Consider the following 6171-nt stretch of genomic DNA (forward strand, 5'->3'; position numbering starts at 1 on the left):
CGGCCTGCGCGCCGCCCAGCAGGAGGCAGAAGGCGCCCAGCCGGTGCGGGGCCCGCCGCAGCACGCGTGCCGCCTCCGCGACGGTGACCAGCGACAGCCCCATCAGGACGGCGAGGAACGGGCCGAGCAGCAGTTCGGCGCCCCGGATCACGCCCACCGCGCTGACTCCGACGATCGCGCCGAGCCCGTACGCCCGCAGCTGGCTCGCGCCGCTGACGCAGGTGTTCTCGACCAGGTACCGGTAGCCGAGGTCGCGGTGCTCGTGAACCCACTCGCGCGCACCGGTCAGCCGGGGCCGGATGCCGGCCTGGACGCAGCCGTAGGCCGCGGCCACCGCGGCCGCTCCGCCCCAGGCGAGCACGAAGGCGGTCACGCTGCCGACGTGGGCGGCCACCACCATGGCCGGGACCAGCGCGACGCCCCACACGAGGTCGTTGACGAACGCCTTCCGCCCGGCCCCGGCGGCGAAGAACGAGTACCGCCAGGCGTCCTGCAACAGCAGTCCCGGCAGCACGACGCCGAGACCGGCGAAGGCGGGCCCCACGCTGCCGCCGAGAGCCGTCCCGGCCGCCAGGCACGCCGCGCCGAGGGCGGCACCGACGGCGAGCGCGGTACCCGTCGACCGGGCCACCGCACCCCGCCAGGAGGCGTGCGGCACGCCGCTGAAGCGCACCACGAGCGGGTCGGTGGCAAGCCCGCGGGAGACGCTCAGCACCACGCCGTACGTCACCCAGGCCAGGCTGAACACGCCGAACGCGGCCAGGCCGAGCGAGCGGGCGACGTAGATGCCCACCGCGAAGTTGGTCATGCTGGAGGCCGCCTGGTCGGCCAGCCCCCAGGACAGCCGGCCGACCATGGCCCGCTTGACGCTGCGCCGGGCGTGGGTGGCCGTTGCCGCCGCCTTCTCCTCCTCCGGTGCCATCGGCGTCACGCCTTGAGCAGCCCGGCGCCGTGCAGGGCGTCGGCCGCGGCGGCGACGGTGTCGAACGGCAGCCCGGACCGCTCGGCGACGTCCAGCAGGCTGTGCTCACCGTCGGAGAGGCTGAGCACCCACAGCATGGCCAGCTGGGCCTGCTTGGCGTCGCTGCGGCCGCCGAGCGAGTCGTACAGTCCGCGCCGGCCAAGTTGCGGCTCGCCGTAAGGGCTGAGGTTGACGTACCGCCGGTTGCGGTCCAGCACGGTGAACGCCTCGCGGCAGAGCGCGAGAGTGTCGGCCATCGCCTCCGGCGTGACGAGGTCCGGGTTGTCCGCCGAGGTGTGGTACTCGGGGTATCCGGCGTAGGGGGTCCGGCTGAGCGAGCCCACGCCGAGATCGAATCCGGGCGAGCAGAACTGGCGCTCGTCGTAGCCGTACGGGGTGAACTCCTTGATGTGGTGCGGGCGTTCGGAGGCGAGAAGCACATGCCGCAGCACCCGGTCGATCTCCGCGTCGCCGCGCCTGCTCTGCTTGTACGTCAGCCGGCCCGGGTCGCCGGCGCAGGCCAGCACCAGTCCGTGCCTGACCAGTTCCACGCGCTCGGCGTTGCGGGCCAGCCAGGTGATCGCCCCGATGGTGCCGGGCGCGAACAGGAACCGGTACGTGTAGTACGGGTTCCGTTCCGCCAGCGCCCGGGCCAGGAACACCGCCACCGCGATGCCGGCCAGGTTGTCGTTGGCCAGCGAGGGGTGGCAGACGTGGCAGGAGACGATCACCTCGTCGGTGACCTGACCGGGGACGACGTGCTCGGCGTAGGTGAGGTGACCGTCGGCGAGGGTGGAGTCGACGCACACCTCGTAGTCGCCGTCCGGCATCGCGTCCAGGGTCTCCTGGGCCAGGCAGAACCCCCAGGTCGGCTGGTAGTAGCTGGTGCGGTACGGCACCCAGGACGGGTGGTCCGGCAGGGTGTGCAGGTGGGCGCGCAGCTCGGACAGCGGCATGGTCGCCGACACCGGCACGCTGTAGCCGAGCACGTGCAGGCTGGAGGCGGCGAAGTCGACGACCCGGTTGCCGGCGGTGTCCGCGATGTACGCGTCCCGGATGTTCCACTCCTGCGGCACCGTCCAGTCGAGCACCCGGGTCCCGGTCGGCACCTCGTGCACGTCCAGCGGGACGTACTCGCCGAGGATGTCCAGGGTGGCGCGCACCCCGTCGCCGGTGATGCTCCGGCACAGCGGGTACAGCCGCTGCACCAGCGCGTGCATCTCCTCCCCGGCCGCGGCCTCCCCGCCGGTCTCCGTCTCCTCCCCGGCCGCGGTCACCGGCGCCACCGCAGAGTGCTGTCGACGGCGCCGGCGTCGCTGGCCGCGCGCAGCACGGACAGCCGGGTGAAGCGCTGCTCGAAGTCCTCACGGGTCAGACCGTGTTCCCGGTAGGCGTCGGCCAGTTCGAGCGCGCCCCGCTTCACCGTCCACTCGCAGTCGAAACCGGGGATCGCGGCACGGAACCGGGAGAAGTCCACCCGGTAGGAGCGCGGATCGGCGCCGGTCTCCCCGGTGATCACCACCCGCGCGCCGGAGACCGCCTCGGCGACCTGCTCGGCGATCTCGGCGACCGTGACGTTGTTGGCCTCGGTGCCGATGTTGAACGCGCGGTCGTGCACCGCCTCCCGCGGCGCGGCCAGTGCGGCCGCGAAGGCCCGGGCGATGTCCGCGGCGTGCACCAGCGGGCGCCAGGGGGTGCCGTCGGAGAGCACCAGCACCTCGCCGGACAGCAGCGCGTGGCCCACCAGGTTGTTCAGCACGATGTCGGCGCGCAGCCGGGGCGAGTAGCCGAAGGCGGTGGCGTTGCGCAGGTACACCGGGCTGAAGTCGCCGTCGGCGAGCGCGTGCAGGTCGTCCTCCACCCGGACCTTGGACTCCGCGTACGGCGTCACCGGGCGCAGCGGGGCGTCCTCGCCCACCAGGTCGCTCCCGCCGGTGGCGCCGTAGACCGAGCAGGTCGACGCGTACAGGAAGCGCCGCGCTCCGGCGTCGCGGGCCAGCCGGGCCAGCCGCACGGACGCGTGGTGGTTGATGTCGTAGGTGAGCTCCGGCGCCAGCGCCCCCAGCGGGTCGTTGGACAGGGCCGCCAGGTGGATCACGGCGTCCACCCCGGCCACGTGCTCGGCCGTGACGTCGCGCAGGTCCACCCGCGGCCCCGGCGGGTCCGCGGGCGGCGGGCCCAGCACGCAGTCGGCGAACAGGCCGGCGTCCAACCCGACGACCTCGTGCCCGGCGGCCGCGAGTACGGGGGCCATCACGGTGCCCAGATAGCCCTGGTGCCCGGTCAGCAGTACGCGCAAGGTTCATTCCCCCAGGTCGAGAGTGAGTTTGGTGACGGTGAACGCCTCGGCATAGCGCGCGTGGCATTCGATACCGCGGATCCGGGCCAGCCCGAGAAAGGCCTCCCGGTCGTACCAGGGCCGGTGCCGTTGTGAGGGGTAGTGCTCCTCCAGCAGCCGCACCTTCCGGTCGGCGGTCTCCGGCGGCAGCGGCTGGTAGGCGGTGGGACGGCCGAGGTCGCCGTCCCACTTGACGATCTCGTAGCCCAGCACGAGGTGGTCGCGGAACGCCGTGGACACCAGCTCCGCCAGCCCGCGGTGGTCCTGGTGCGCGTCCTCGGTGCGCGGCGCCAGCACGAGGTCGGGTTCGGTCCGCCCGCGCAGCTCCTCGACGGCGGCCTTGGCCTCGTCCCAGTGCGCCGGCAGCCGTCCGTCGGGCAGCTTGAGCACGGTCAGCCGCAGGTCGGCGCCCGGGCAGACCGCGGCGAGCGCGGCCCGCTCCTCCTGCTCCCGCCCGCTGCCACCACCGGAGAGCACCAGGGCGTCGACGCGGGTGCCCGGCCGGGCGAGGCACAGCGTCAGCAGCGTGCCGCCGGCACCGATGGCGATGTCGTCGCAGTGCGCCCCCATCGCGACGACCCGGTCCAGGCGTCCGGGCCCGAGCCGGATCACGTTCGGGCTCCGGAGAGGTCCCTGCCGCCGGTGACGCTCGGGCCGTCCCCCTCCCACATGGCCCACGGGCGGTCGCCGCGGGCGTAGGCGTCGTCCAGGGCGGCTCGTTCCTTCACGGTATCGGTCGGTTTCCAGAAGCCGCGGTGCTGGTACGCCACCAGCCGGCCGTGCTTGGCCAGTTGGGCGCACCCGTCGGCGACCAGGTCGCCGTTCTCCGGGATGTGGTCGAAGACCTCCTGACGCAGCACGAAGTAGCCGCCGTTCTCCCACAGCGGCAGTTCGCTCACCGCGGTGATGCCGCCCACCAGGCCGTCGTCACCCAGGTCCACGCAGTGGAACGAGGACTGCGGTGGTACCACCAGCATCGACGCGCCGGCGTCCCGCCGGGCGAACCGGTCGATCATCTCCGGCAGCGGGGCGTCGGTGAGCACGTCGGCGTAGTTGGCGAGGAACATCTCGTCCCCGTCCAGGTGGTGCCGCACCCGGCGCAGCCGCTCCCCGATCGGTGACTCGATACCGGTCTGCACGAACGTGATCGACCAGGAGGCGATGTCGGTGGACAGCAGCTCGGCCCGGCCGTTGCGCAGCACGAAGTCGTTGGACGTCGTCTCCTCGTAGTTGAGGAAGAAGTCCTTGATGTGGTGCGCCCCGTACCCGAGGCACAGGATGAACTCCGTGTGCCCGAAGTACGCGTAGTAGCGCATGACGTGCCAGATCAGCGGCCGGGGGCCCACCATCGCCATCGGCTTGGGCACGTCGTCGGAGGCTCCGTTGCGCATACGCAGCCCGTAACCGCCGCAGAACAGTACGACCTTCATCGCTCGACCTCGACAATGCTCAGTTCCGGTATGGGGAAGACCAGCCGGCCGCCCCAGGCGTGCACGAAGGACAGCTGCTCGACCAGCTCGGCCCGCAGGTTCCACGGGAGGACGAGGACGTAGTCCGGCTGGTCGGCGGCTATCCGCTCGGGAGGCAGGATCGGGATGCGGGTGCCGGGGGTGAACCTGCCGTGCTTGTAGGGGTTGCGGTCGACCGTGTACGGGAGCAGGTCGGGCCGGACGCCGCAGTGGTTGAGCAGGGTGTTGCCCTTGCCTGGGGCGCCGTAGCCGACGACCGTCTCGCCGCGCTCGGCCGCGTCGACGAGGAACCGCAGCAGGTCCCGGCGCACCTTCGCCACCCGGGCGGAGAACTCGGTGTACCCGGACAGCTCCCGCAGCCCGGCGGCCTTCTCCCGGTCCAGCACGTCGGCCACCCGCCGGCCCGGCTCGCCGGCGACCTCCGCCGGCCGGGCCCACAGCCGGATCGAGCCGCCGTGCGTGGGCAGCAACTCGACGTCCACGAGGGTGAGTCCGCCGCTCGCCAGCGCTCTCGTCGCGGACGCGACCGTGTAGTACTGGAAGTGCTCGTGGTAGATCGTGTCGTACTGGTTCTGCTCGATCAGGCTCAGCAGGTGCTGCACCTCGACGGAGACCCAGCCGTCGTCGGCGACCAGTGCGCGCAGCCCCCGCGTGAACCCGACGACGTCGGGAATGTGCGCGTACACGTTGTTGGCCACCACCAGGTCCGCCGGGCCGTGCTCGGCGCGGACGGCCGAGCCGGTGGCCGGGTCCAGGAACTCCGTGAGCGTGGGCACACCCGCGTCCCGCGCCGTGGCGCCGACGTTCACCGAGGGCTCGACGCCGAGGCAGCGGATGCCGCGGTCCACCAGGTGCCTGAGCAGGTATCCGTCGTTGCTCGCGACCTCGACCACGAAGGCGTCCTTCTCCTCCGGACCCAGTCCCAGCCGCTCCACGACGTCGGCGACGTACGTGCGCGCGTGCTCGACCCAGGAGGTCGAGTAGGAGGAGAAGTACGCGTACTGCGTGAACGTCTCCTCCGGCGTGATCAGCGGAGGGATCTGCGCGAGCCAGCATTCGGTGCAGACCCGCAGGTGCAGCGGGAACGTGGGCTCCGGCCGGTCCAGTTGGTCCGCGGCGAGAAAGCTCTCGCACGGCGGCGTCGCTCCCAGGTCGACGACGCTCGCAAGCGCCGCCGAGCCGCAGAGTCGGCATCGTGTCATCTACTGCCCCCATCCCGCTCGCGCCGGTGCCCCCGCCGCGAGTCAGTGTTCCTGTCACCCACCGGCGGCGGGCCGTCCCCGCCGCCGGACCGTCCCGCGAGCGCGGTGCGGTATCCCTCCACCAGGCGCTCCAGCCCCACGGCCGGACTGAAGTCCCGCTCGTAGCGGCGCCGGGCCGCCCGGCCCATCTCCCGGTTGCGG

6 protein-coding genes and 1 pseudogene are annotated in these 6171 nt (G+C 72.5%); all 7 read right to left on the reverse strand.

The features are described from left to right. A partial coding sequence (locus ACYVE9_RS12745) for a hypothetical protein (RefSeq protein WP_461027922.1) occupies positions 1-922 on the reverse strand: 922 nt, incomplete at its 3' end. Between the two features lie 5 nt (positions 923-927). Continuing rightward, positions 928-2181 carry a DUF4910 domain-containing protein gene (locus ACYVE9_RS12750; protein ID WP_461027927.1) on the reverse strand — a complete coding sequence of 418 codons (1254 nt, stop codon included), beginning with the start codon at positions 2179-2181 and terminating at the stop codon, positions 928-930. 53 nt (positions 2182-2234) lie between these two features. After that, positions 2235-3260, reverse strand: coding sequence for an NAD-dependent epimerase/dehydratase family protein (locus ACYVE9_RS12755; protein WP_461027923.1), 1026 nt, complete (start codon positions 3258-3260; stop codon positions 2235-2237). A 3-nt stretch (positions 3261-3263) separates the two neighbouring features. Next, positions 3264-3911 (reverse strand): PIG-L deacetylase family protein, encoded by a 648-nt coding sequence (locus ACYVE9_RS12760; RefSeq protein WP_461027924.1) that lies wholly within the window; start codon positions 3909-3911, stop codon positions 3264-3266. Beyond that, on the reverse strand, positions 3908-4729 hold the full coding sequence (locus tag ACYVE9_RS12765; RefSeq protein WP_461027925.1) for a glycosyltransferase family protein: 822 nt from the start codon (positions 4727-4729) through the stop codon (positions 3908-3910). The genes ACYVE9_RS12760 and ACYVE9_RS12765 overlap by 4 nt, the downstream gene beginning before the upstream one ends. Next, a complete protein-coding gene (locus ACYVE9_RS12770) occupies positions 4726-5970 on the reverse strand; it encodes a class I SAM-dependent methyltransferase (protein ID WP_461027926.1) in 1245 nt (414 codons plus the stop codon). The genes ACYVE9_RS12765 and ACYVE9_RS12770 overlap by 4 nt, the downstream gene beginning before the upstream one ends. Beyond that, positions 5967-6171, reverse strand: a pseudogene (locus ACYVE9_RS12775) (glycosyltransferase family 1 protein); the annotation flags it as partial. The pseudogene ACYVE9_RS12775 and the gene ACYVE9_RS12770, both read right to left, overlap by 4 nt.

The organism is Streptomyces sparsus (assembly GCF_054776295.1).

Bases quoted from the DNA above. Each gene is read 5' to 3' on its own strand.
- ACYVE9_RS12765 (WP_461027925.1), bottom strand. From the start codon at position 4,729: ATGAAGGTCGTACTGTTCTGCGGCGGTTACGGGCTGCGTATGCGCAAC.
- ACYVE9_RS12750 (WP_461027927.1), bottom strand. From the start codon at position 2,181: ATGCACGCGCTGGTGCAGCGGCTGTACCCGCTGTGCCGGAGCATCACC.
- ACYVE9_RS12770 (WP_461027926.1), bottom strand. From the start codon at position 5,970: ATGACACGATGCCGACTCTGCGGCTCGGCGGCGCTTGCGAGCGTCGTC.